This window comes from Micromonospora rosaria (genome assembly GCF_001567585.1).
In the GTDB taxonomy this organism is placed as follows: Bacteria; Actinomycetota; Actinomycetes; order Mycobacteriales; family Micromonosporaceae; genus Micromonospora; species Micromonospora rosaria.
On record NZ_LRQV01000003.1, the window covers coordinates 1 to 23,487 of the forward strand.

20 protein-coding genes and 1 pseudogene are annotated in these 23,487 nt (G+C 72.3%); 1 reads left to right on the forward strand and 20 read right to left on the reverse strand.

What is annotated here, in order from left to right; genetic code table 11:
• Window positions 1–67: 67 nt before the first annotated feature.
• The 20 genes and pseudogenes from AWW66_RS01420 to AWW66_RS01510 all read right to left on the reverse strand — a co-directional run bounded on the left by AWW66_RS01420 (window position 68) and on the right by AWW66_RS01510 (window position 20,849).
• Window positions 68–778: an HAD-IA family hydrolase gene (locus AWW66_RS01420; RefSeq protein WP_211271812.1), complete on the reverse strand. Its 711-nt coding sequence runs from the start codon at window positions 776–778 to the stop codon at window positions 68–70.
• Window positions 775–2,130: a phosphotransferase gene (locus AWW66_RS01425; protein ID WP_067359468.1), complete on the reverse strand. Its 1,356-nt coding sequence runs from the start codon at window positions 2,128–2,130 to the stop codon at window positions 775–777. The genes AWW66_RS01420 and AWW66_RS01425 overlap by 4 nt, the downstream gene beginning before the upstream one ends.
• Before the next feature lie 44 nt (window positions 2,131–2,174).
• Window positions 2,175–3,284, reverse strand: coding sequence for a class II D-tagatose-bisphosphate aldolase non-catalytic subunit (locus AWW66_RS01430; RefSeq protein ID WP_083978136.1), 1,110 nt, complete (start codon window positions 3,282–3,284; stop codon window positions 2,175–2,177).
• A gap of 176 nt (window positions 3,285–3,460) precedes the next feature.
• A complete protein-coding gene (locus AWW66_RS01435; protein WP_169807040.1) occupies window positions 3,461–3,748 on the reverse strand; it encodes a response regulator transcription factor in 288 nt (95 codons plus the stop codon).
• 44 nt (window positions 3,749–3,792) lie between these two features.
• The gene (locus AWW66_RS01440) at window positions 3,793–4,449 is read right to left on the reverse strand and encodes a ThuA domain-containing protein (protein WP_067359471.1); all 657 of its coding nucleotides are present in this window, start codon (window positions 4,447–4,449) and stop codon (window positions 3,793–3,795) included.
• Window positions 4,446–5,711 carry an FG-GAP repeat domain-containing protein gene (locus AWW66_RS01445; RefSeq protein ID WP_067359472.1) on the reverse strand — a complete coding sequence of 422 codons (1,266 nt, stop codon included), beginning with the start codon at window positions 5,709–5,711 and terminating at the stop codon, window positions 4,446–4,448. Before AWW66_RS01445 ends, AWW66_RS01440 begins: the two co-directional genes overlap by 4 nt.
• A gap of 599 nt (window positions 5,712–6,310) precedes the next feature.
• Window positions 6,311–7,138 (reverse strand): annotated as a pseudogene (locus AWW66_RS32275) (ATP-grasp domain-containing protein); the annotation flags it as partial.
• On the reverse strand, window positions 7,139–7,528 hold the full coding sequence (locus AWW66_RS35055; RefSeq protein WP_245647815.1) for a hypothetical protein: 390 nt from the start codon (window positions 7,526–7,528) through the stop codon (window positions 7,139–7,141).
• Entirely contained in the window at window positions 7,416–8,429 is a 1,014-nt protein-coding gene (locus tag AWW66_RS32280; protein ID WP_157527060.1) for an MFS transporter, read from the reverse strand. Before AWW66_RS32280 ends, AWW66_RS35055 begins: the two co-directional genes overlap by 113 nt.
• A gap of 89 nt (window positions 8,430–8,518) precedes the next feature.
• A complete protein-coding gene (locus AWW66_RS01460) occupies window positions 8,519–9,616 on the reverse strand; it encodes an SAM-dependent methyltransferase (RefSeq protein WP_067359474.1) in 1,098 nt (365 codons plus the stop codon).
• Between the two features lie 32 nt (window positions 9,617–9,648).
• Window positions 9,649–10,761 carry a scyllo-inosamine-4-phosphate amidinotransferase gene (locus tag AWW66_RS01465; protein WP_083978139.1) on the reverse strand — a complete coding sequence of 371 codons (1,113 nt, stop codon included), beginning with the start codon at window positions 10,759–10,761 and terminating at the stop codon, window positions 9,649–9,651.
• A gap of 2 nt (window positions 10,762–10,763) precedes the next feature.
• Window positions 10,764–11,321, reverse strand: a complete 558-nt coding sequence (locus AWW66_RS01470; RefSeq protein WP_067359475.1) for a MaoC family dehydratase — start codon at window positions 11,319–11,321, stop codon at window positions 10,764–10,766.
• Window positions 11,311–12,552 carry an 8-amino-7-oxononanoate synthase family protein gene (locus AWW66_RS01475; protein WP_067359476.1) on the reverse strand — a complete coding sequence of 414 codons (1,242 nt, stop codon included), beginning with the start codon at window positions 12,550–12,552 and terminating at the stop codon, window positions 11,311–11,313. Before AWW66_RS01475 ends, AWW66_RS01470 begins: the two co-directional genes overlap by 11 nt.
• 46 nt (window positions 12,553–12,598) lie before the next feature.
• Complete coding sequence (locus tag AWW66_RS01480; RefSeq protein WP_067359477.1) at window positions 12,599–13,441, reverse strand: HpcH/HpaI aldolase/citrate lyase family protein; 843 nt, start codon at window positions 13,439–13,441, stop codon at window positions 12,599–12,601.
• On the reverse strand, window positions 13,441–14,478 hold the full coding sequence (locus AWW66_RS01485; protein ID WP_067359478.1) for a quinone oxidoreductase family protein: 1,038 nt from the start codon (window positions 14,476–14,478) through the stop codon (window positions 13,441–13,443). The genes AWW66_RS01480 and AWW66_RS01485 overlap by 1 nt, the downstream gene beginning before the upstream one ends.
• Before the next feature lie 56 nt (window positions 14,479–14,534).
• Window positions 14,535–15,869, reverse strand: coding sequence for a preATP grasp domain-containing protein (locus AWW66_RS01490; protein WP_067359479.1), 1,335 nt, complete (start codon window positions 15,867–15,869; stop codon window positions 14,535–14,537).
• A 265-nt stretch (window positions 15,870–16,134) separates the two neighbouring features.
• Window positions 16,135–17,139 (reverse strand): LacI family DNA-binding transcriptional regulator, encoded by a 1,005-nt coding sequence (locus tag AWW66_RS01495; RefSeq protein ID WP_067359480.1) that lies wholly within the window; start codon window positions 17,137–17,139, stop codon window positions 16,135–16,137.
• Window positions 17,140–17,157: 18 nt separating this feature from the next.
• Window positions 17,158–18,645: an MATE family efflux transporter gene (locus tag AWW66_RS01500; protein WP_067359481.1), complete on the reverse strand. Its 1,488-nt coding sequence runs from the start codon at window positions 18,643–18,645 to the stop codon at window positions 17,158–17,160.
• A gap of 19 nt (window positions 18,646–18,664) precedes the next feature.
• The gene (locus tag AWW66_RS01505) at window positions 18,665–19,654 is read right to left on the reverse strand and encodes a phosphotransferase family protein (RefSeq protein WP_245647817.1); all 990 of its coding nucleotides are present in this window, start codon (window positions 19,652–19,654) and stop codon (window positions 18,665–18,667) included.
• A 199-nt stretch (window positions 19,655–19,853) separates the two neighbouring features.
• Window positions 19,854–20,849: a glycoside hydrolase family 11 protein gene (locus tag AWW66_RS01510; protein WP_067359482.1), complete on the reverse strand. Its 996-nt coding sequence runs from the start codon at window positions 20,847–20,849 to the stop codon at window positions 19,854–19,856.
• 1,076 nt (window positions 20,850–21,925) lie between these two features.
• Between AWW66_RS01510 and AWW66_RS01515 the strand changes: the two genes are divergently transcribed.
• Window positions 21,926–23,449 (forward strand): non-reducing end alpha-L-arabinofuranosidase family hydrolase, encoded by a 1,524-nt coding sequence (locus tag AWW66_RS01515; RefSeq protein ID WP_067359483.1) that lies wholly within the window; start codon window positions 21,926–21,928, stop codon window positions 23,447–23,449.
• Window positions 23,450–23,487: the final 38 nt, after the last annotated feature.

Sequence of the window (23,487 nt, forward strand, 5' to 3'; positions counted from 1 at the left end):
GCGGACGGGCCGGTCCGTCCGGGACGACACACCGCCCCGGACGGACCCACCCCCGGCGACCGGACCATCAGGTGTCGCCCCGGTCGCCCGCCGGGCGCAGCGTCACCGACACGGTCCCCGACGACCACCGCACGTCCAGCCGGCTGAGCCGATCCACCACCAGGTCGGGGGTGACGGTGGCGCCCAACCCGGCGCCGGCGATGCCGACGACCGCCATCCCGGCACGCTGACCGGCCAGGACACCGGGCCAGGTGTCCTCGAACACCACGCACCGCCCCGCCTCGACGCCCAACCGCCGCGCCGCGAGCAGGTATCCCTGCGGGTCGGGCTTGCCCGCCGTCACGTCGTCGGCGGTCACCAGCACGGTCGGCACCGGCAGGCCGGCGGCGCGCAGCCGGGCGAGGGCGACCGGCCGGGTACCCGAGGTCACCACCGCCCACGGCCCGCCGGCCGCCGCGGCGAGCACGATCCCGGCGCCGGGCGTGGGCACCACGCCCACGGTGTCCCGCGCCTGCCCCGCCTCCAGGTTCCCGGCCTCCCGCGCACTGTCCAGGTGCGGCGCGACCAGGGCCACCGTCTCCACGCCCCGGCGCCCCACCGAGGTCTCCAGCACCCGCTCGGCGTCGAGACCGTGCCGGTCGGACCAGCCACGCCAGGCCCGTTCGATGGCCGCGCCCGAGTCGACCAGCGTGCCGTCCAGGTCGAACAGCAGCGCGTCGTACGCCCGCAGCCCCGTCGACGTCGCCGTCGGGCGTACCTCCCCGCCGGTGACGGTCACGACGCGGCGGGGAGCAGACCGAGGTGGGTCTGCGGGTCGATGTGGCCGGTGGCCTCCAGTTGCGCCACCGCGTCCTCGAGGAACAGGACGCCGTAGAGGTAGTGGCCGGCGGCGAGTTCCAGCGGGCTGATCTCCGACTCGCTCTGCTCGTCGGTGCGCTTCTTGATGTCCGACAGCCGGCACGCCGCCTCGGCCAGGAGGTGGAAGGCGTGCCCGAGCAGCAGCCGGTCCCGCCAGCCGGGGTCCTCCCGGCTGAGCTGCGCGAACTCGGGGTGCTCGGTCAGGAAGCCGAGGAAGCGGTGCGCGGCGGTGACGTACCCGGGGTACGGCTGCCCCCGGAAGCGCAGGTCGAAGGTGGACCCGTCGGCGTCCGGCGGCTGCGTGATCTCGAAGCCCTTGCGCAGGCCGCCGTCCCAGACGCTGAGACTGAACAGCACCTTGGCCACGTCGTAGGAGATGTCCCAGAGGTCGAGGGTGCCGCGGGGGTCGATGATCCGGAACCCCTCCTCGGCGTCGCGCAGGCCCGCCCCGGGCGGGGTCACCAGGATGTTGCGGGTGTTCAGGTCGCCGTGCACCGGGTAGTAGAGCCAGGTCGGGTCGATGCCCGCCGTCAGCTCCGGCCGGGCCATGATCAGTCGGGCGAGCTGCTGCGGATGCCGGCACGAGCGGCCGTTGACCACGATCCGGTCCGGGCCGGTCATCGCCTCCGGCAGGTACTTGGCCAGCAGCCAGAACCGGCGGTCCAGCCGGTCGGCGTGCACGTCGGCGATGGTGCCGCGCCCGCCGGCCACCCGGTCCTTGCGGTACCCGTGCGTCACCAGCAGGCGCAGCGCCGCGCCGAGCCGGTCGTAGAAGAGTTCCACCTGCGGCTCGTCGGCCCGCAGGCAGGCCGCGACGTCCTCGTTCGGGTAGAACGGCATCGTGTACGCGGCCCAGTCCTCGCCGTGGAACTCGTGGGTCTTGTCGGTGTAGAAGTAGCGCAGGTCCGGGTTCTCGTCGCGGACCTTGTCGATCTGCCGAATCTTGAGGCGGAACGACCCCAGGTCGTGGCCGTCCACCGCGCCGGGTAGGTCGACCAGCAGCTTGATGACGTGCGGGGCGCCGTCCGGCAGGGTGACCTTGAGCAGCCGGGCCGGTGAACCGCCCTCGGTCAGTTCCCCCACCACCTCCGCGCCGAGTTCGCCGACCAGTTTGGCCAGCAGTTCCTCCTCGCGGCGGCTCATCGCCTCGGCGTGCGCGGTGATGTCGTCGATGACCGCGCTGTCGTCGATGACGGCGCTGTCGGCGATGACGGCGCTGTCGGCGACGACCGGACTGTCGGCGACGACGGTGTCGTTCGGGGTCAGCATCACGGAACCCTCCTCACGGGGTCGCGGCGGGCGGTGCCGCGCCGGCATCAGTTGCCCGCCACGGCCAGGGGCGAGGGCACGGGGTGCGGCAGCGCGGCGGCGTACCTCTCGATCGCCTCGGCGACCGCGTCGCGCAGGTAGGTGTCGACGTCGATGCCCTCGCGGATCGCCGCCTTCGCCGCCACCTCCTTGATCTCGGCGAACTTCGCCGAGCCGTACACGTAGTGGCCGGCGATGACCGCCCGGTCGGTGTCGGTGGCGGTGGTGTCCGGGGCCATCCACTTGCGCCACAGCCCCGACGCGTACGCCTCGGCGAGGAAGGCGTCGCGCTGCGCGGTGAGCCCGAGACGGTCCAGCAGGCGGAGGAAGGCGCGGGTCTCCACCACACCGAACTCCGGGGCGACGTTGAGGGCGTCCACCCCGGCCCCGGACAACGCGCGCACCTCGGCCCCGGTGAGGTAGTCGCAGTTGTGCGCCTTGAGGGCGATGCCGCGGTCCGCGGTGAGCCCGGCCAGCGCCGACACGGTGTAGGTCACCGCGCTCGGGGCGGCGCTGAACGCCCCGACGTTGTCGGTCTCCACCACCTTGGTCGCCGTCTGGGCGACCACGAAGGTGGGCCGGGGCAACCCGTGCCGGGCCAGCGCGGCCAGCACGGCGTCGAGCTGGTCGCGGAACTCGAACGGGTCGTTGGTGTCCCGCCCCTGGTCCTCGAAGCCGATCTCGTACATCGGGCTCCGGCCGGCCTGTGCGGCGGCCTCGGCGCACTCGCCGTACAGCTCGACCGCGCGGTCGATCGCCACCTGGACGTCGGCCACCCCGTCGAGGTCCATCGAGGTGTCGATGTGCAACAGGTCGAAGCCCTGCTGGACGTCCTCCCGGAAGGAGGCCATGGCCGAGATCATCGCGGCCTCACCGCTGAGCCGCTCGGCGCGCTCCCGGGGGTTCTGGTACGGGCCGCCGTGGTCGCGGCAGAGCAGGATGAGCCCCTCGGGGTCGTGGTGGCGGACGTACGCGGCGAACGTCTCGGTGTTCCAGCCCTCGACATAGCCGCCGCCCTGGGCTTCGGCCTCGACCTGCCGGCGACTCGGGATGAGCATCAGCGGCTGGCGACGACGGTGGGCCACCGCGATGCAGGCGTCGACGGCATTCTTCGACATGGGACCGATACCGAGCCGCGAGGGCACGGGAACCGCCCTCCGATGGACAGAAGTCATGTCTTTCCCTTTCTCGGGAAGCCTGGCCGACCGGGTCCGGCGAAGCAGTTTCCGGCTGGTCGGGATCGCATCCGACCGCTTCGCCACAACCGATATTCCCAAGTGGAGGGTGATCGCTTCTATTGTTCTTTGGTCCACTGCTGGTACGCGAACGCGACCAGTCCCGCCTGGAGCCGGGACTCCACGCCGAGTTTCCGCATGATCCCCGCGACGTGCGCCTTCGTCGTCCGTTCCGATATGTTCAGGGAACCGGAAATGGCACGATTGGACAGACCTGCGCCGAGAAGCGTCGCCACCTCGCGTTCCCGGTCGGTCAGCAGGGGTATCCGGGCGACCGCGGAGAGCCAGCGGGGCCGCTCCAACGGACTTTCCGCACCGACGTCGACAGCCGTTTCATGTGTTGCCATCCGCAATGAATCCATCGCACCGTCTCCCCGTACCGGCTGCGATGTCAGGAGCGGGCGGCCCAGGAAATGCCCTGCCGCACCAGCCGGGTGGCGTCCGGGTGCTGGAGATCCTCCGGATAGTGGCCGACCGAGCAGTAGAAGACGCGGCCGGCACCCCAGGAGCGGATCCACGCCACGGGCATCCGGGCGCCCTCGATCCAGGGCAGGTGCTCGCCGCTGAAGACCGTCTCCGCGAGCACCAGGTTGGTCGGGTCGACGTGCATGTAGTACTGCTCGGAGGCGACCGGGAACGAGGCCACCCCCTCGGTGACCGGGTGCCGCGCCGTCACGGACACCTCGTACGGCACCCGGACGCCCTCACCGCCGGGGTGGTCGACGCACGACCCGCCGACGAGGTGGTTGTACCGGAGGCTGGCCCGGAAGGACGCGGCCATCCCGTGCCACCCGGCCACCCCGGTACCGCGCTCGACCGCGCCCAGCAGGCCCTCCTCCTGGGCCCGGGTGAGGTTCTCCGTGGTGTGTCCCTGGGTCCAGCCGAGCAGGATGAGGTCGTAGCCGGTCAGGTCGTCCTCGAAGCGGTAGGGGTCGCTGGTCAGGTCCACCGCGAAGCCGAGATCGTCGAGCTGGGGCACCGCCCACTCGGCCACCGCGTAGGGCTGGTGGCCGGCCCACCCGCCGCAGAGATAGAGCGCGCGTCTCATCGGATCAGTTCTCCCCTCAGTCGGGTGTGCTCACGGTCGGACGACGGCCGGCGCCCCGTGTTGCGGTGGATCGACACGGTGGGGTTGTCGGCGAGGAAGTAGCCGGGCACGTAGTAGCCGATGGTCGCGAAGTCGAGCAGCCCGTCGCCGTCGAAGTCGGCGACCGTGATCCGGGCCGCCGAGGCCGAGGAGACCCGGGTCTTGACCCACCAGCCCCGGGCGGCGTCGACGGCCTTGTAGCAGAACACGCCCTGCCACGGCATCGGTCCGCGCAGCGCGACGAGGAACTCGTCCTCGCCGTCGTTGTCCAGGTCCGCCGCGACGACGTGGTGTCCGGGGCCCTCGCCCGCCTCGTTCGGGTCGGCGTAGACGTCGAGCACGTGGCGGGTCCAGGTGCCGTCGGGGGCGGGCACGTAGGTGACCACCGTGTTGCCGTGGAAGGGTTCGAGGGTCGCGAGGTAGCCGACCTCGGCGCCGGCCAGCCGGCCGACGGCCACGCTGTTGCTGCCGGTGAAGCCGGTCCTCGCCGCCTGGCCGCGTTCACCCTCGTGGATGCGTTGGTGCCGCCAGCGGCCGGTGGCGTCGTCGACCCCCAGCCAACTGAGCCCCTCGGCGCTGGCCACGACGAGTTTCTCGGTCGGGCCCCAGGCCGGCCCGTGCCGGGTCGTGGTGAGGTCGTGCAGGATGTGGAACGCGGCGTCGTCGACGACCGTCGCCGGCCACCGTGGCGCGGTCAGCGGGTTCTCGGGTGGCTGGTAGAGCGTCACCCGGACCGGTTCCCGCAGCGCCTCCGGGCCGCCGTGGGGGCCGACGATGGGCAGGGCGACCAGTTCCGGGCGGTCGGGGGCACGGAACCGGCCGACCTGCACCCGGTGCGCCGAGAGCAGGTCCCCGACGAGGCGTCGCTCCCACGGCCCCCGGTGGTCGGGGTCGCCCGGGTTGCGCAGCCAGGAGACGGTGCCGTCGCCCGGTCCGCAGGCCCACATCGACTGGCCGTAGTCGTGTGTGACGACCAGGTCGAGGGTGCCGTCGCCGGTGAGGTCGGCGGCGTCCAGGCCCACCGGCCGGTTCACCCGGGCGATGGTCCGCCGGGTCCAGCCCGGGTTCTCGAACCACGAGATCTCGCCGTCGATCAGTCCGGACGTGACGAGGTCGGGCCGGTTGTCGCCGTTGACGTCGACGGCCTGGATCCAGTAGCCGTCGGTCAGCCCGCTCATCACCACGTGCTCCTCGAACGTGGGCATGCGGAATGTCGCCGTCATAGTCGAACTCCCTGAATACCTGCGGTTGCCGGGGACAGGAGCGATGGCTAGAGTAGAGCCAACATGTGGATCAACAGTTGCTAATCTGGGACAGTTTCCAGGCAGTCCGGCAGACAGTCGGACATCCGGTTTCCGGGGCACGCGGTCGCCCGCCCAGGCGGCCGGAGAGCCGGAGCGGTGGATGACCGGAGAGCGCCCACGCACGAGGCGCCACTCCATGGCGAAGCAGCCCGATCAGGGGTTCGGAATCGAGCGGGAGCACAGTTCGACCCGGCAGGGGTCGAGCGATCGGGATCGACCACCTCCCGGGCCGAATGCTTGTACATCAAACATTTTCCCATGCCTGCATCACGAGTATAGGCGAGACCCGACTCCGTGCAAGTACCACGACACTATTCGTATGGAAGTTTCTCGATGATGTCCGGCTTCTATCCTGCGGGTTTCTAAAATGTAGCCGGACCGCTGAGCATAAGGTGTGAAACTCGCGTAACCCATGAAATTGCGCTGTTCGCGCCCCGGTTCCGGGCAGCACGATTCCGGCCCGCCGCCGGGCCGTGGGGTGCACGGCCCGGCGGCACGCCGGTGGCCGCGGGCCCGGCTCAGGCCACGGTGTAGGAGACGGCCTTGGCCGCCGCGTCGAGGGCGGCCTGACACTCTTCGACGGTGTCGGCCACCGCCGTCACGTACGCGATCCGTCCCCAGACGGTGCCCCGGGGCGGTGGGGACACGGTGCGGCCCGGCTGCACCAGCACCACCGCCCGGTCGACGGCGTCGGGCAGCTGCGCGCGGTCGACCCTGACCCGGCCGATCGTGGTGTCGTCGGCGTCCACGTAGCCGAAGCGCACCCCCGCCACCCGCCGCCGGGTCGGCGTCGTCGCCGGAAGCCGGCCGCACGCCGCCCCGGCCGCGATCAGCGCCGGGTCCAGGCCGGTGGCCAGGGTGCCGAGGTACGGGATCAGGTCACCGCCCAACCGGCCGTTGACCTCGATCAGCTGCGGTCCCCGGTCACCGAGCATGAACTCGGTGTGCGTCCACCCGTCCCGGAAGCCCAGCGCGGCGTGCGTGCGCTGGAGCAGGTCACCGAAGGCGTCGTCGCGCAGCAGGGGATCCGCCGCGTCGACCAGGTGACCGGTCTCCTCGGCGTACGGCGGGAACCCGACGGCCTTGCGGCCGACGAAGAGCGGGACGACCCGTCCGTCGGTCACCACCGCGTCGACGCTGATCTCCTCGCCGGTCACGCACTCCTCGACCAGGACGGGCTCGTCGGTGCGGTACCGGACCGGGTCGGGTGCGGGGGTGTCCCGGGTGAAGGGGAAGAACCGGCGCAGCGCGTCGGGGTCGTCGACGCGGACGGCACCGAGGCTGGCACCCAGGCCACGGGGCTTGAGGATCACCGGGTAGCCGATCGTGTCGGCCGCCGCCAGCGCCTACTCGACCGCGTCCTCCTTCGAGATCCCGGTGGTGTCGAGGAGGCCGAGGATGCTGTTGCCGTGCGGCGGGCGGGTGATGACGTCGCCGGGCCGGGCGACGATCTTCAGCAGGAAGGTCCGGTCGGACTCGCTGACCTCGGCGGGCACGTGGACGGCCGCGATGGTGCCGGCGGCGCAGATCAGGCACATCGACGTGGTGTGCGTGCCGATGGGCTGGAAGTGGCGCACCCGGGGGCGCACGCCCCGGGCGATGTCGACGACCGCCGCGATCGGATCATGGTCGGCGGTCAGCCGGGCGATCTCGTCGAGCCCGCCGCCGCCGACCCGGGCGGCGATCTCCAGCAGGTACGGCCGACCGTCGTGGAAGCGGACCTCCGCGTGCCCCACGCTGCGGCGCAGCCCCTGCGCGCGGATGCCGGCGGTGACCGCCTCGTGCACCGCGGCCAGGTCCGCGGCGCTCATCGCCGTGGTCGTGCAGGTGCGAGAAGAGGTGCACGTCGATGAAGGCCATGGTGCTGCCGCAGCCGACGAAGGCCAGGACCAGGGCCCGGATCTGCGGGTGCCGGAAGGTGGTGACCGTGGCGGCCCAGAGCGACACCCGTGCCACCGGGGCGACGGGTCGCCGCCGGACGGAGAGCCGCACCAGGATCAGCGACAGCGGCAGCAGCACGACCAGGAAGACCAGGCCGAGGGCGAACAGGACCTGGTTCCAGGTCATGGTGCGGTCCAGGTGGACCCACAGGGGCACCAGCACCATGAACCCCACCGCGGCGCCGTTGGTCAGCAGCGCGTAGAGCAGGCCGCTGTTGCGGCCCTGGAACAGTTGGTCGGCCAGGACGCCCAGCGGGACGAAGGAGAGCATCGTGACCGCGACGGCGCCGACGACGCCGTAGGTGAGGACGAACAGCCACAGGTCGCCGGCGGTGGCGGCGAGCAGCAGCACCACCCCGTTGAGCGCGGTGCCGACCGCCAGCACCGGGATCGCGCCGATCCGGTCGGCGAGGTGCCCGATCACCGACGACGTCACGGCGGTGACCACGGCGAAGAGGGTGGTGGCGATCGCCAGGCTGCCCCGGCTGACCTCGAAGCTGTCCGCGATACCCAGGAAGAACACCTGGACGGTGCTCTTCAGGGACGATCCGGCGAGGGATATCAGGAAGCTGACGGACGCTGCGAAAACCGCGAAAGCCGTGCCAATCTTGGCGGTCCTGGTCCTGGATAGCCTCTGCTCCAGAGCATGCCGAATGGGTGCGCGCCGGCGTTGACCACGACCCTGCGTAGTGATCACCGTGACTGCTTTCGGTCATCCTGGCACGGGTGTCGATGTCCGACCAGAGCCGGTCGGACGGGCTCCACGCCGGGGTCCAACCCGGCGGGCTACGGGAAGAGGAGCCGATGCACGACGTGGCGGCGGAACCCGCCGCCCCGGTACGGGGACCAGTGGCGGGCCGACCGGGTGCCGGTCGCGGTCCACAGCACCGCGTCGAGGTGGTAGTCCGGGTGCACCCCGTCCTCACCGAGGGTCGAGGTGACGGTCAGGTCGAGCGCGTCGCCCGCCTCGACGGGGTGCTCGGAGTCGAACAGCGGGAAGTAGATGGAGGCCCAGTTGCTGGCCACCCGCAGCGCGTCCAGGGGCTTCCCGTCGGGCTGGCACCACAGTCGCAGCCAGCACAGCACCCCGTCCACGGTGCCCGGCCGGTCGATGGTGAGCCGCACCGACCGCCGCTGCTCCAGCGGCAGGTCGCCGTTGAGGTCGAGGACCTCCACCACCTGGCCGTCGCCGAGCAGCGCCTCGGTGGCCGGGTCGGTGACCCGCAGCCGGACGTCGAAGGGGGCGCCGTGCCAGGCGAAGACGCTCCTGAGATAGGGGAGCGCGTCGGCCGCGAACGCCACCGGGGCGTCGGCGAAGAGCCGCCGGAAGGCGACCGGCGCGGCGAGGGTGACGCACCGGTGCGGTACGACGGTGGCGTCGGCGGTGAGGTGCCGGCGACGCGCGTCGGTGAGCACCGCGGCGGCCCCCTCGGCCCCGGCCATCGACCCGATGATCTCGGCGACGCAGACGTCCGCCCTCGCCCCGATGTCCAGGTCGGTGGAGACCCCGCGCAGCAGGGTGATCCGGTCGGCGAGGCCCGGCTCCGCCAGCCACGTCCGGGCCCGGCGGAACGACTCCGCCATCGCCTCCACCGCGATCACCCGGCGGGCCCCGTACCGCACGCTCTCGCGGGCCCAGAGCAGGTCCGCGCCGGTGCCGATGTCGAGCACCACCCGACCGGCGGCCACCCGTGCCAGCGCGGCGCGGAACCGCTGGTTGCGTTCCTCGTCGTCGGTCATCGTGGCGTACGACGCGGTGTCGTAGCACGGGTACTCGCCGACGCTGGGGCCGAGGGTGGGGACGCCGGGTGCGGTGACGGGTGCCGGGTCCACCAGGACCCGGACGGTCGACCCGGCCACCACCAGGTCCACGGAGGTGGTCATCGTGCTCCTCACTCGGTCCGGAACGGGGGCGCTCAGTCCAGGTAGTGCTCCGGGCCGCCGGTGCGGACGGTGTCCAGGGTGACGCAGTGGAAGCCGCCGCCGAGCGCCCGGGCGTGGCGCAGCCGGTGCGGCAGGACGGTGATGCCGCGCCCCTCCAGGGCGGCGATCAGTGCCGGCTGGTCGGCGTCGACGACGGCGTGTTCCTCGTCGACCATCAGCAGGTTCATGGCGATCCAGTGTTCGCTCAGGGTGGGTGGCCCGAGCGCCGGCTGGCGCAACGGCGGGCACCACAGCACGTCCCAGCCGCGCAGCGGTTCCGGCACGGTGTCCGGCCTGATCCGGCCCGGGTTGAGCAGCACCAGGCCGGGCCGCAGGAGGGTGATCGTGCTGTCGATGTGGGTGTAGCCGTAGATCCCGCGCAGCGGGTGGACCCGGATGTCCCCGAGCAGCCGGACGGTGGACTCCAGCCAGCGCAGGCCGAGTTCGTTGCCGCTGCGCGACACCTGGTAGAACAGGTCGCGGCCGAGCCGCAGCACGTTCGCGGCGTCGAAGACCGGCTCGGTCTCCGCCAGGTCGGGCAGGCCGTCCGCGTCGACCGGGTACAGCTCGTCGCGCAGTTGCGGGCGGGGGGCGGCCAGCCAGGTGGCGCCGCGCAGCAGGTACTCCTGGAAGAGCGCGCGGAGGCCGAACAGTTCGAAGTAGCGGGCCCGGGTCGGGCTGGGGGTCTCGATGATGGTGGAGCCGACCACCAGGGTCAGGTCGCGTGGGCAGTACGACTTGAAGCCGGCGGTGCGCCAGTGGGGTGAGGCGAACTCGACGCTGTGGTCGACGACGTCCGGGCGGCGCACGGTCACGCCGAGCGCGCTCAGGCTGGCGCAGAGGACGGCCAGGTCCTCGTTGGTCTCCTCGACGACCTGCGCCGGCGCCTGGCCCACCGCGATCCGTTCCAGCTCCGCCCGGGTCAGTTTCGGGAAGCAGGTCAGCCACGCCGACGGGTCGTCCTGCGCGGGGAGCCGGTAGTGGCTGGCGTGGCCGACGACGATCTCGCGCAGCGCGGTGAACTCGTCCCACGAGTTCACCGCCGGCAGGCCGGCACGCTCGGGGGTGGACGGGGCTGGCGTGGTGACGGTCTGCTCTACGGTCACGGTCAGTATCCTGTCCTGTCGTCGGTGCTGGACTCCTGGGTCGGCACCAGGAAGCTGCGCTCGAAGGTCAGCACCACCTCGCCGGTGGCCTTGATCCCGGTGGTCCGGCAGCTCACGATGCCCTCGCCCGGCCGGCTCGCGGAGAGCCGCTTGGCGGTCACCTCGCTCTGCGCGTACAGGGTGTCGCCGACGAAGACCGGGTGCGACAGGCGGATGCGGTCCCACCCGAGGTTGGCGATGGCCCGGCCGCTGGTGCTGCGGGCGGTCATCCCGCCGACGATGCTCAGCGTCACCAGGCTGGAGACGAGTGGTCGACCCCAGCGGCCCTGGGCGGCGTACGCGCCGTCGATGTGCAGCGGCGCGGCGTTCATGCTCAACATGCTCATCAGCACGTTGTCCATCTCCGTCACGGTGCGGCCGGGCCGGTGCTCGATGACCGTGCCGACGACGATCTCGTCGTAGTAGAAGCCGACCTGTTCGCGGTAGCGGTTCTCCCCCACCCGGCGGTACCCGGTCGGCCAGGGCCGCTCCGTCGACGTGCCCTCCGGCTCACCGCGCATCGGTCAGCTCCCGGACGTGGTCGGCGAAGGTCGCCAGGACCGCCCGGTCGAGGTCCGCGCGGATCATGATGCGCAGCCCGGCCTGCCCGCGCGGCACGATCGGGAAGAACACCGCCGAGCTGTAGAAGCCGCGTTCGTACAGTTGCGCGGAGAGCCGGACCGCCCGGTCGGCGTCGCCCACGGTGATCCGCCGGACCGGCAGGCCGTTGCCCGCGAAGGGGGTGGGCAGGAGTTCGTCGAAGTAGGCCACGTTGTCGTGCAGCCGGCGCTGCAACTCGCCGAGTTCGGGTGAGCGGTGGATGGCCGCGCTCGCCAGCGAGGCGCCCACCAGCGGCAGGGCCATGTTCTGCGACCAGCCCACCGGCCCGGCGTGCCGGGTCAGGAAGCCGTACGTCGCCGGGTCGCCGAGCATGGCCACCCCGCCGCCGGTGCCGAAGCCCTTGCCGAGGCTGGTGACGACGACGGTGAGCGGGTTCATGGTGATCCGGGAGCGGACGAACCCCTCGCCCCGCTCCCCCACGATCGACAGCGAGTGCGAGTCGTCGATGAACAGGAACAGCCCGTACCGGTCCTGGAGGTCCAGCAGCCCGTCCATGGCCGCCGCGCCACCCATGGAGTACGCGCCGTCGGCGACGTACGCCACGCTCGGGTACCGCCGGCAGACGTCCTCCAGGTAGTTGAGGTCGTTGTGGTCGCAGGTGAGGACCAGGCTCTCCTCGGCGCAGATGGGCTTCACGTACGACATGCAGAAGTGGCAGAACCGGTCGAAGACCATCACCCGGGGGCCGCCGGGGGCGAGGTGCCCGGAGGCGACCAGGGGCAAAATCCCGGCGGTGAGCGCGCTGCACGAGGTGCCGGGCAGCACCGGGGCGCCGAACAGGTCGCCCAGTTCCTCCTCCAGTTGGGCCAGCAATTGGTGGCGGATCCGGGTCGTGGAGGTGACCAGCCAGGTGGCGCCGGTCTCGCGCAGTGCGGTCACGGCGCCCTCGATCACCGCCGGGTGATGGTTGAGGCCGAGGTACGCGCAGGAACACATGTTGACGAACTCGCGGCCGGTCTCCCGGTCGACGAGTCGGTTGTTCGCGTCGCCCGAGGGCGTGTCGACCCTGATCCCGGTCAGGCCGTGGTCGGCCGCGGCCTGCCACACCGGGTCGGCGGTCCGGATCATCTTGTCGCCGTTGCGGTACCGGTGCGGGCCGGTGATGCTCTGCTGCTCGTCGGTGCTCGTCATCTGCCTCTCCCTGCCGATGGGCTGACGGCTGGTGTCCCGGCGGCGGTCAGCCGGGTGGGTCGAACTCGTCGAGCAACCGCCGGGAAGCCTCGAAGAAGGGCCGTCCCACCATCACCCCGTCGACGGTGGTGATGCCCTGACCGCTGCGCTGCCCGGCGGCCACCACCCGCCGGGCCGCCTCCAGCGACTCCGCGTCGGGCGAGAAGACCTGGTTGATGACGGCCACCTGCCGGGGGTGCAGCGCGATCTTGCCGCTGAAGCCGAGGTCCTGCGCCAGGGCGGCCTCCCGCCGCAGCGCGGCCAGGTCCTGCACCTCGAAGGTGGGCGAGTCGATCGCCTCGACCTCGGACGCCCGGGCGGCGTTGACGATCCGGGTCCGGGCCTGCACGAGCGGTTCCCACCGGAGTCGGATCCCGAGGGCGGAGGCGTAGTCCGCGGATCCGAAGATCAGCGCTCGGGGGCGGGGTGAGGTGGCCGCGATGGCGGCGGCGTTCTCCACCCCGCGCGGCGTCTCGATCACGGCGAACAGTTCCAGGTCGGGGCGGACCGGTCCGAGGAGGCGGGCCACGATCTCGACGTCGCGGGGCGACTCGACCTTGGGTACCAGCACGATGGCCGGGGTGACCGGGTACTCGCGCAGGGCGAGCAGGTCCCGCATCCCGTCCGGGTCGGTGAGGACGTTGACCCGGACGGCACACCGACGACCGGCCGCGCTCTCCCCGGTGAAGAAGGCCGTGGCCCGGACCCGTGCCTCGGCCTTGGCCGGTGCCGGCACCGAGTCCTCCAGGTCCACCAGGCAGATGTCGGCTCCGGAGTGGTGGCAGGCGGCGTACCGGTGGGTCGCGGTCGCCGGGGTGCAGAGCATGGAACGGCAGTACCGGGTGAACATCACCCCTCCCGTCGGACGTCGATGAGGACCTTGCCGGTGGTGGTCCGGGCGGCGACGGCCGCGTGGGCGGCGCCGACGTCGGCCAACGGGACCGTCCGGTCGACGTGCACCGTGAGCCGGCCCTGCGCGGCCAGCGCGAACAGCCGGTCGGCGACGTCGCACAGCAGCGCCCGGCGGTCGACCACGTGCCGCATCCAGAACCCGGCGCAGCCGATGGAGCCGTGTGCCAGCTCCGCCGTGCTCAGCGCGATGATCCCGGCCTCCCCGCCGGGCAGCGCGCCGCTGCCCGCCGGGTCGCCCACACCGGTGGCGGGTCGGGCGCGGTCGGGCGCGGCGGTGGGCCGCCAGCCCAGGCAGACGAGCCGCCCGAACGGCGCCAGGGCGGCCAGCGCGGCCCGGGCCACCGTGCCGCCCACCGAGTCGACGACCAGGTCCACCCCGACGCCGCCGGTCGCCGCCCGCAGCCGGGCGGGCAGGTCCGGGTCGGCCGGACCCAGCGCCGCGTCCGCGCCGAGCCCGGTGACGAACCGCCGCTTGGCCGGGGTGGAGGCGAGCCCGATCACCGGGGAGGCGCCGAGCGCCACGGCGAGTTGCACCGCGAGGTGTCCCACCCCGCCGGCCGCCGCCGTGACCGCCACGCTCTCGCCGGGGCGCAGCCGCCCAGCCAGCACCAGCGCCCCGTACGCGGTGCCGCCCTGCTCGAACAGGCCGAGTGCCTGCGCGTCGGCCAGGCCCGTCGGGATCTCCACGGTGTGCGCGTCGGGTGCGGCCACCACCTCGGCGTACCCGCCGCCCTGGCGCAGCAGCGCGACCACCCGGCGGCCGTCGGCCCGGCGGCGACCGGCCGCCTCCACGCCGAGGATCGCCGGCAGCGGCAGGTGCGGGTGGGCGCCGGCGCGCTGGTCCAGGTCGTCGAAGTTCACGCCGGTCAGGGTCACGTCGATCAGGCTCTGGCCGGGTTCCGGCACCGGTTCGGGTACCTGTTCGACGCGGAGCGCGTCCGGGCCGCCGGGGTGGCGCAGGAGCACCGCCCGCATCGGTCGGCCCGACGCGGGCCGCCCGCGCCCGCTCGGAAGGTCCGTGGCGGGGCGGGTCACGTCGGGCCGTCCGCGTCGGGCCCGCGCAGCCGGCGCTGCATCCGCTCCGCCGTGGCCAGGTCGGTGGCGATGGCGCAGCAGGCGACGGTGCCGTCGGCGTCGACCTCGTTCGAGGTGACCACGACCCCGGTCCGGCTGGCCGGGTCGTAGCCCAGACCGGCGGCAGCGAGCCGTTCGAGGGCTGCGGTGAACGACGGTACGGCCCAGCCGTCGCGTTCCAGGAAGACCCGGTCGGCCGCGTGGGCGGCGTCGACCACCCGGCCGTGCAGCACCAGGTGCACGTGGGTGGAGCCGGTGAGGCGGCAGTTCGTCTCGGTGAACAGCACCGGCCCGTCGGGGGTGTGGATGGCGTCGGCGCTGACCACGCCCCGGTAGCCGAGCACGCGCAGGGACTCGGCGAGTCGCGCGGCGCCGTCGAGCAGGTCGGCCCTGGTCCGCGCGTCGATGGTCTGGGCCGGCAGCACCGCGCCGACGGCCACCGGCTCCATCAGCAGCTCCCCCACCCCGATGAGGTGGGCACTGTCGTCGGTGATGAGGTATTCCGCGTAGACGGTGGTGGAGTCGGGGAAGAACCGTTCGACCACCAGCCGGTGCGCGTGACCGGCGGTGAGCCACTCCCACCGTTGCTCCAGGTAGGCGCGGAGAGCGGGGCGGTCCGGCAGCACCACCACCCGGGGCGCTCCCGCCGGGGTGATCCCGCCGGTCCGGCTGAGGATCTCGTTGCCGAAGCCCCCGCCGTTGAACTCCAGCTTCACCATCACGCTGTGACCCTGGTCGAACAGGTCGGTGATGGTCTCCAGCGCCTGCTCCGGTCGGGTGACCACGGTGCCGGGGGCGATCGGCACGCCGGCTCCGGCGGCCAGCGCCCGGAAGCCGGCCTTGCTGTTGACCAGCGCGTCGCCGGCCTGGGCGCTGAACGCGTAGCCGGGCAACGCGGCCTCGGCGGCCAGCGCCCGGGCGAGCCCGGTGACGGGGAGGTCCTTGTAGACGGCGAGGATCCCGTGTGGTGGCCGGTCGCCGAGGGCGTCGCGGAGGCGGGCCAGGAAGCCGGGGTCGGTGAGCCGGTCCGGGGTGAGGATGTCGGGGCCGAGGCTGCCGGGTGGGGGGACCACGACGGTGAGCGAGGCGGGGTCGGTGCCGGTCAGGCCGGTGACGTAGGACAGGTACTCCGGTGGTGGGGCGAACGGCAGCACCAGGACGTCGCCGTCGCGGGCGAACCAGAGCATCCGCTGGGCGATCCAGCCGCCGCCGCGACGTTGGGCGGGGGTCAGCGCGGCGAGGTCACCGACCATCTCCGCCGTGCGGCTGTTGCCGATGATCAACGTGGTCATGACCGCTCCCCAGTTGGCGGCGGCAGGCCCGGGTCACGGCTTCGCCCCGGCCAGGGTCGACCGGTGGGTGGACGTGCGACAGGAGACAGCCCGGGTCACCGCCACGACCCGATATCTATCGATGAGATTCGCTGGATTGCGCTGCGTGTCACGGTAGCAACCCGCGCCTTCGATAGCAATGAGTGACGGGAGTTGCGCGACCGGTAGTGATCGCCGTCCCGTGCCGGTCCCCGGTGGGTCGGGAGCCGAGCCGGGCGGCGGGTGGTCAGGCGGTCGACCGGGGGGTGCTCCCCCGCTCCACGAAGTCGACGGCGAACCTCTCCCGGTGGCCCGTCGGGACGGTGCCGGCCAGCAGCAGCCGGGTCGCGGCGGCGGCCATCTCCTCCACCGGCAGCCGCATGGTGCTCAACGGCGGGTTGGCGCAGATCGCCGCCACGCTGTCGTCGAAACCGACGATGCTGACGTCGTCCGGGACCCGGCGACCGGTGGCGGCGATCGCCTGGACCGCGCCGGCCGCCATCAGGTCACAGGCCACGAACATCGCGTCGAGGTCGGGGTGCCGGTCGAGCAGCCGCAGGGCCGCCTGGTAGCCGCCCGCGCGCAGGAAGTCGCCGTCGGCGCTGATGTCGGGCAACCCGAGCTGCCGCATCGCCCGCCGGTAGCCGGTCCGGCGGTCGATCGCGCAGGGGTTGCCGGCGGGCCCGTGGATCGCGGCGATCCGGCCGCGGCCCCGCGCGTGCAACCGCTGCACGGCGGTGTACGCGCCGCCGACGTTGTCGGCCTCGATCGCGGGCACCGACGGGGCCGTGGCGACCAGCGACACCGCGCGCCGGCAGCGGCGGTGGAACCGGGCGGCCATCGTCGGGGTGACCGTCGCGAGCACCGCGCCCGCCGTGGCGTTGGCCGCGATCGCGTCGATCGCGGCCGGCGTGGCGTCGCTGCCCACGGCGCACAGGCGTAGCTGCACGTCGACGGCCTCCAGCACCGACATCATCCCCGCCAGCACCCGGCTGTAGTACGGGTGACCGCCCAGCCACCCCTCGTTCGGGCCGTACGTGATCGCGAGCACGTCGACCGTGCGCTGCCGGCCGGAGGCCAGCGCCCGCGCGGTCTCGTTGGGCCGGTAGCCCAGCGCGGCCACCGCGTCGTGCACCCGCGCCCGGACCGGCCCGGACGCTCCGGGGGCGTCGTTGAGCACCCGGGACGCGGTCGCGCGGGACACCCCCGCCACCCGGGCCACGTCGTCGATCGTCGGCTTGGAGATCCTCATGGCTGAATCCACACGTCGTCACCCGCCCGGACGCGAAGGACGTCCGGCCCCGTGCACGATAGGCCCGGAAGCGCTCTCACCAGAAGCCCGCGCCCGGGTCACCGGCCGCCGCCGGGCCGACCGGGTTCCGGTGGTGTCGCCTTCGGCGGGCCACGGCCAGCGGCGCAGCACCAGCAGCGCCGCCCCGGCCGACACCAGCTCGGCGACCGGGACGCTGATCCACAACGCGGTCACGCCGACGGAGCCGCCGGCCACCAGCAGCGGGATCTTCACCACCAGGACGGTCCCGATCGAGAGCAGGTACGACGGGAGGGGCTGGCCGAGGGCCTGGAACCGGGCCGAGAGCAGGGGCACGAGGCCGGCGAACGGGCACCCCAGCGCCACGATCCGCAGCGCCGTGGCGGCCTGCCCGCACACCGCCGGATCGCTGGTGAACAGCCCCGCCAGGGGGTCGGCCGCGACGAGCAGGACCAGCCCCGCCACGACGCCGTACCCCACGGTGGCCCGTACCGTCAGCGTGGTGGCCCGCCGGACCCGGTCGACCGCCCCGCTGCCGGCGTTGAACCCGGCCACCGGCTGGAGGCCCTGCGCGATCCCGAGCTGCGGCATCGCCACCAGCGTGCCGATCCGCACGCACAACGCCCCCGCGCTCAACGCCACCGCCCCACCGGCGGCGACCAGCAGGGTGTTCGTCAGCGCGGCGAGCAGGGTGGCTCCCACCCCGGCCAGGAACGAGGGCGACCCGACCGCCACCAGCCGGCGCAGCGTCGGCCCGTGCGGTCGCAGATCGGTCAGCCCGATCCGGTACGGCCGGCGGTGCTGGCGCGGGCCGAAGAAGAACCACAGGCTCATCACCGTCGACACCGCCTGCCCGGCGACCGTGCCCCACGCCGCGCCCCGGACCCCCAGCCCGAAGCCGAAGATCAGCACCGGGTCCAGGACGATCTGGGTGGCCAGCGCCCACACCCACATCATGGTCGAGAAGCGCAGCCGCCCCTCGGCGCGGACGAGGCTGGAGAAGCCCGTCCCGGTGATCGCCCCGCCCAGGATGACGACCGCGTAGTCGCGGGCGTAGCCCCGCAGTTCCCCGGTCGCGCCGAGGAGGGTCAGCAGCGGGTCGATCAGGACGACACCCGCGACGCCGCCCACCACCGCCGTCGTCCAGAACACGACGAACGCGGTGCCGGCCGCCCGGGCCGCCTGCGCCGGGTCGCCGGCACCGAGGCTGCGCGACACCAGCGACGCGGCGCCCGCGCCGACCGTGGCCGCCACCGCGCCGAGCGCCAGCAGCACCGGGGCCACGGTGGTGACGGCGGCGAGCGCGACCGGCCCCACCCCCCACGCGACGAACCACGCGTTGGTCACCGCGTAGAGCCCGTACACGCTGACCGACATGATGGTCTGCGCGCACGAGCGCCACAGCAGCCGACCGACCGGCTCGGTCCCCAGCGCCGCCGCCAGCTCCCGGTGGGAACGCGGCGGACGGGTCGTCGCGCCCCGCGTCACGCGGCCCTCCGTCCCGCGGCTACCGGCCGGCCCGCAAGCCCGCCAGCACCTCGGCGAGACGTGCTCTCGCCTGGTCGTACTGGGTCGGGTCGGTGTGTCCGCGGTACACCGTCTCGATCGCCATGACCAGGATCAGGTGGAGGTTGTACAGCCGACGTCGGGTCCGCTCCGCGGTGGTCACCGGTCGCCGTCCGTACCCGCGCAGGAACGGCGCCGGGTCGCCGAACGCGCCGGCCAGCTCCGTCGCGGCGAAGCCCGCCTCCATCAACGGGTCGCCGAAGAACGCGCGCTCGTGGTCGATGAGGCACACGATCGCGCCGTCGTCGACCAGGACGTTGCTCTCCCACAGGTCCCACTCGACCAGCACCGGCTCGACGACCTCGTCGAGGCAGCCGGCGTGCTCGGCCAGCACCGCCCGGACCACGTCGTAGTCGACCCCGAGGTCGACGCCCCGCCGCTGCCCGTCGCGCAGCACGTCGCGCACCATGCCGGTGAACACCGTCCGCCACGTGGCCGTGGGGTCGCCGGCGAGCAGCGGGCCGAAGTGGCCGCCCCGGACCTGGTTCAGCTCCCGGTTCGCCGCCCCCAGCGCCTCGGCGTAGCGGGCGTACTCGCCGGCGGGCAGCCGGTCCATGACGACGCCGAGGTTCGCCGCGTCCACGTACTCCATGAAGAAGTACTCCGCGTCGCACAGCTCCCGGCTCGGGTCGTAGTGGTGGACCCGCGGCACCCGTACCGTGGTCTCGCGCCGGATCAGGGTCAGCGCGTGCACCTCGGTCCGCATCATGTCCCGCTCGTAGGTCATCACCTCCACCCCCGCCGGTGGGGCGATCTTCACCGCGACCTGTCGCCCGTCGCGCAGCCGGATCCGGTACGCCACGTTGAACCAGCCGTGGCCGAGTTCCTCGGCCTCCAGGTCGTCGGGGACCTGGTCGGCGCCGTACGCCCGGACGGCCATCGCCCGCAGCACGTCCACCGGCTGCCGATTCTTGGTAATGCTCTCCACCACGCCCGCCTGCCGCTCGTTGCCGCGCCGCGATCCCGTCCCGGCGCAGCCGGGGTCGGTCGTCGACGTGTCCGTCGACGGGACTGTAGGCGCGGAAGCGCTCTCAGCAGAAGGAGCCGGTGGGGTGGCGGCCGGCCCGTGCCCGGACGCGCCGGTGGGGCGCCGGCGGTCACCGGCGCCCCACCTCTGATCGTCCGGGCGGTCAGCTCGCCGCGCAGCTCGCGGTGGGTGTGGTGTTGTTGCCGTTCTTGTAGAGGGTGATGCCGAAGTTGTTGCCGTTGCCGTTCGGGCGGGCGGTGAGGGTGCCGCTGCTCCCGCTGACCGAGGCGTTCCAACTGTTCTGCAGGCTCTGGCTGCCGTTCGTGCGGATGGACACGGTCCAGTTGTTGCTGCCGCTCACCGCGAAGTTCACGTTGAACCGGTCGCTCCACTCGTCGGCGCGGCTCACGCTGACCGTGCAGCCGCCGGTCGGCGGGTTGGTGGGGCCGGGGCCGGAGCCGGAGCTGCCCACCGTGATGTTGGAGCTTCCACTGCTCTGGTACCCCTCGGTGGCCATGATCTGGTAGTAGTGGTTGCCCAGGTTCATGCCCCGGCTGGCCCAGGCGTCGAAGTGGTTGCCGGTGGTGATGGTGCCGCCCACCCGCTTCGACGTCCGGACGCTCCAGTACTGGTAGAAGGTCTGGATGCCGTCGATCGAGGGCTGCTGCACCCGCTGGGTGCGGTAGATGTCGTAGGTGCCGCCGTCGGTGTTGACGGTGCCCATGGAGCTCGCGCCCGGGGGCCGCCAGCTACCCCAGCTGTCCACGATGTAGTACTCGACGAGTGGGCTCCTCGTCCAGCCGTAGAGGGTCAGGTACGAGTTGCCGTTGGGGTTGAAGGTGCCCGAGTAGGTCACCGTCCGACGGGTACCCGGGTTCCAGCCCTTGCCGGCGACGAAGTTGTTGACGTTGCTCCACTGGGTGCTGTACTGGCCGCCGTTGCCCATGGTCATGGAGACGTTGCCGCTGTCCTTCCAGAAGGAGAAGAAGTAACCGCTGTGGGTACCCTCCTGGTTCGACGTCACGGTCTGGGCCTGGGCGGGGCTGGCGACGACCGCCACCGTGCCGGTCGTGATCAGCGCGGCGGCGCAGGCGGCGCCGAGCAGCGACCGCAGGCGCCGACGCCGGCGGCCGTCTCGGGGGACGGGTCCGTTGTTCATGCTTCCTCCTCGTGGCGGCTGGCCGGTGGCCAGCGGTGCGCGACGAGCCGGCGGGTCTCGGGGGCCGGGCGACCGCCGTCGACGTGTCGGCGTGGTACCGCGCGGTGATGGTGGTGGGTGCCGGTCGTTCCGGACGGTGACCGGCGGAGCAGGTCGCACCGTTCGACACCTATCTAGCTGCGTCGATGGCCTTCAGTATTGGTCCGACGCCGTCAACCCGTCAACAATTTCCGGAAACACTCGGGAAACCTTGGCTTCATGACGCCTCCGTGTTAAAACGTGTTGATGCTGCTCAGCAGCGCGCGGCCAAGGGACGGGCTGCGGGTTCCCCGCCGGAGATCGTCTACCGACGATCTCCGGCGGGGCGTGACGTCACCGAAAGTTTCAGCGACGTTCCGGACGGGTCGGGCCACTCGCCCGACCCCTTGGCAACCCCAGACACGGCCGCCGCGCCCGGGTTGAGAGCGTCACCGGGTCGCGCCGGACACGGCACCGTGGGTGACCGTGGGTGATCGCGCCGGCCGCCGACATCGGCCCCGACACCAGGGCGACCGGGACGACAGCCCGGAGAGCGCGCCCCTCCGACGACCAGCCGCCGGCCGCCGGACCGGCGGCCGACCACGCAACCGTGGCGACTGAGGTCGTGCGGCACCCCGACCGACCACCCTCGCCCGGGGGTCAGCGCGGCCGAATCATGCGGCAGACATCAATGTTAACGCGAACAGATGGCGCTCCGCCGGCGGTCATCTCGGGGCAGGTCGGGTCGGTGGCGCACGCCCGGCGAGGAGGGTGGGCGCGCTCAGGACAGCCGCGGCGGCGTCGGCCGACACGCATCGAAACCAGGGACGTTACGACTTGACTAACGCCATGTTATCGCTCACAGTCGATGGCCAAGGGGGGCGAAGCCCGTGGCTTACCGGGCGAGCCTGCTTCGTCGGACCCCTGGATCAGGCGCGCGGACAGGGCACGCGGAGGTCGTGTTACCGCGAACATCTCCGCCGCGTACGCCCGACCCGCGCGTCGCGGTACACCCGTCTCCGGGTGGACCGTCCGGATCATGGTCATTGAGGAGGATCATGTTTGCCTTCGGTAGGTCTGCAGCGATAGTGTCGCCGCCACGGCGGCGGCGGTGGCTGCCGCGCGCCGTCGCCGCCGGCGTGGCGGCGGTGATGGTCGGTGGCGCCGCCGCCGTGATGGTGTCGACGCCCGCCGCCGCGGCGACGGTCGACACGAGCGCGTGGTACGTGTTGGTCAACCGCAACAGCGGCAAGGCCTTGGACGTGTACAACCTGGCCACCAGCGACGGGGCGCGGATCACCCAGTGGACCCGGAACAACGGCAACCAGCAGCAGTGGCAGTTCGTCGACTCCGGCGGCGGCTACTACCGGTTGAAGTCCCGGCACTCCGGCAAGGTGCTGGACGTCTACAACTGGTCCACCGCCAACGGCGGCAGCATCGTGCAGTGGGCTGACAGCAACGGCGCCAACCAGCAGTTCCGGCTGGCCGACTCGGCCGGTGGCTACGTCCGGCTGATCAACCGCAACAGCAACAGGGCGGTGGAGGTGCAGGGCGCCTCGACCGCCGACGGTGCCAACATCGTGCAGTACGACGACTGGGGCGGCAACAACCAGCAGTGGCAACTCGTCCGCGTCGACGGCGGGACCAACCCCACCACGCCGCCGCCGACCGGTGGCTGCAACCTCCCGCCGTCGTACCGCTGGTCGTCGACGGGCCCGCTGGCGCAGCCGAGAGCGGGCTGGGCGTCGCTCAAGGACTTCACCCACGCCCCCTACAACGGCCGGCACCTGGTCTACGCGACCACCCACGACAACGGCACGAGCTGGGGCTCGATGAACTTCGGCCTGTTCACGAACTGGTCGGACATGGCCTCGGCCAGCCAGAACCCGATGCCGTTCTCGGCCGTCGCGCCGTCGCTGTTCTACTTCGCCCCGCGCAACATCTGGGTGCTCGCCTACCAGTGGGGTGGGCCCGCCTTCTCCTACCGGACGTCGACCGACCCCACCAACGTCAACTCGTGGTCGGCGCACCAGACGCTGTTCACCGGGAGCATCTCCAACTCCGGCACCGGCCCGATCGACCAGGCGCTCATCGGTGACGACCAGAACATGTACCTGTTCTTCGCCGGGGACAACGGGCGGATCTACCGGGCCAGCATGCCGATCGGCAACTTCCCGGGCAGCTTCGGCTCGAACTACACCACCATCATGACCGACACGACGAACAACCTGTTCGAAGGTGTCCAGGTCTACAAGCTCGCGGGCCAGAACCGGTACCTGATGCTCGTCGAGGCGATCGGCGCACAGGGTCGCTACTTCCGGTCGTTCACGGCCACCAGCCTGGGCGGCACGTGGACCCCGCAGGCCGCGTCCGAGAGCAACCCCTTCGCCGGCCGGGCCAACAGCAACGCGAGCTGGACCAACGACATCAGCCACGGTGAGCTGATCCGCAGCAGCGCCGACCAGACGATGACCGTCGACCCGTGCAACCTGCAACTGCTCTACCAGGGCCGCGACCCCAACTCCGGCGGCGACTACGGCCGCCTGCCGTACCGGCCGGGGGTGCTGACGCTGCAGCGCTAGTGGCGTGCGGCAGGTCCGGCTCCGGCCTGGTCCTGACG